Raw genomic sequence first — 1,673 nt, forward strand, 5'->3', positions numbered from 1 at the left:
AAAAGATCGGCTCTATTAGAAGAGTTTAAGAGTGCAGCTACACCCCAAGCAAGATTTGCAATCCACCGCAAGATTCAACAACTACCTCGCAACAGCGCACCGACTCGGTTGCACAATCGTTGTTGGGTAACTGGCCGTCCGCGCGGATACTATCGTGATTTTGGTTTGTCCCGTAACGTATTGCGCGAGTGGGCGCATCAAGGTTTACTACCTGGCGTCGTTAAATCGAGCTGGTAGAGATCGAGTCGTAGGAAGGGGATAACGGCGATCGGGTATTTTTTTCCTGCATTTCCGATCCCTATTTCGACCGACGATCTGACATCTCCTTTGGCATCACACTTATTCAATTGTCGCCAAAGGCGAATCCTCAAATTGGGGTATTGCATCTTATAGCTACTAAGACGATCGAGTGCAGTCTGCTAGCTGCGATCGCCACAGCAGCGATTATCGATACCCAAACTTGCCAAAATCAGATCGCTGACTGCATTAGCGACAGCGAACTCGCCAAAAAAGCTTTCTTGAAAATTAAATGCCTGCATTTCCGTAACGATCGCGATGACTAGGGAACCGAGGTCATTTTCGCCTTCCATCCGCTGGCGAATATAGATCTGAGCTGCCCGCTGGGCGATCGTGGCATTGATCGATTCGGGAATAAATTCTCGATCGAGCCATGCCTGTAAAGATGACTGCAACCACGCGCCTTCACGAACGGCGTCAGTGGCTGGTAATAAGGTAATCGAGGCGATCGGTTCTGTCATTGGCAATTACCAACTGGCGATCTAGTTGAGAGAAAATTGGCCAGAATCTACATCAATTTTGGACGAGGGATCGAACCGATCGCAAGTCTCGGTAACTAAAATTAATTAACTAATTATTAATGCCCATCGGCACCCGACTTAAGTCCAAAGTCGTAGTCACTTGACTTTGTGAGGAAGTAACTTCCATCTGCCGATTGGCGGTAGCTAGTTCCTCAGCATTTTCCCAAGCATTGGCAAATGCCGGCAGACCTAACTGACAAGCTTTCCATTCACTCCGCACCGATACGCCAAGTTGCTGACAAGCACCACCATGCAGCCCCTCTGGTCGATAGAACCGACAGTAGCGACAGGCAGAAGTAATACAATTTTGGTTCGTCATCAGCCTTACCTTTACGAGAGCACCAAATTCAATTCTCTCTATGCCTACTATTATCACTCCTTATCAATTGGCGTAATTTGGACGAAAGTGGCATCAACGAGCGATCCCATCTCGCTTATAGCGATCCCCAAGGCAATTTGCATTTTATATTGTCTTTAGATTCAGTTTATAGATAGACACATTTATCAAAGTATTCAGTACATACACGGAGAAAATTTATTAACAGTCAATCTGACAGGGAATTTACCTAAAACCATTGGGGATCGCGTCAAAAAAGGAGTCGGCGAGTTAGCAATTAACGATTTTCAACTGTCAAAACCAGGTCGATCGGATCGAAAATGTATCTAAATCTACCAAAAGATAGATAACTTAAATTATCAATGTAGCTAGATTTAATTAATAAATGTTGACGGAAGTTTGTGGAATGTCCCGTGGATAATCCCTAAATCGATCGCGCAATACTGACAGACATCCCACCGCAACAATTCCCCCTGGCGAGCGCGACACTGACAGTGGGAACAAATCACGATCTCACC

The 1,673-nt window shown here is 45.7% G+C and carries 3 protein-coding genes; 1 reads left to right on the forward strand and 2 read right to left on the reverse strand.

What is annotated here, in order from left to right; genetic code table 11:
- Positions 1 to 237: 30S ribosomal protein S14 (rpsN, locus tag RMO27_RS20375; protein WP_309735993.1), on the forward strand; the 237-nt coding region annotated here is incomplete at its 5' end.
- A gap of 182 nt (positions 238 to 419) precedes the next feature.
- On the opposite strand, the gene RMO27_RS20380 is transcribed toward rpsN, so the two are convergent.
- Complete coding sequence (locus RMO27_RS20380; RefSeq protein WP_309735996.1) at positions 420 to 758, reverse strand: hypothetical protein; 339 nt, start codon at positions 756 to 758, stop codon at positions 420 to 422.
- Between the two features lie 109 nt (positions 759 to 867).
- Entirely contained in the window at positions 868 to 1,137 is a 270-nt protein-coding gene (locus RMO27_RS20385) for a hypothetical protein (protein ID WP_309736001.1), read from the reverse strand.
- Positions 1,138 to 1,673: the final 536 nt, after the last annotated feature.

Origin of the sequence: Chamaesiphon sp. OTE_75_metabat_556, assembly GCF_031378165.1 — a bacterium.
Taxonomy (GTDB): Bacteria; Cyanobacteriota; Cyanobacteriia; order Cyanobacteriales; family Chamaesiphonaceae; genus Chamaesiphon.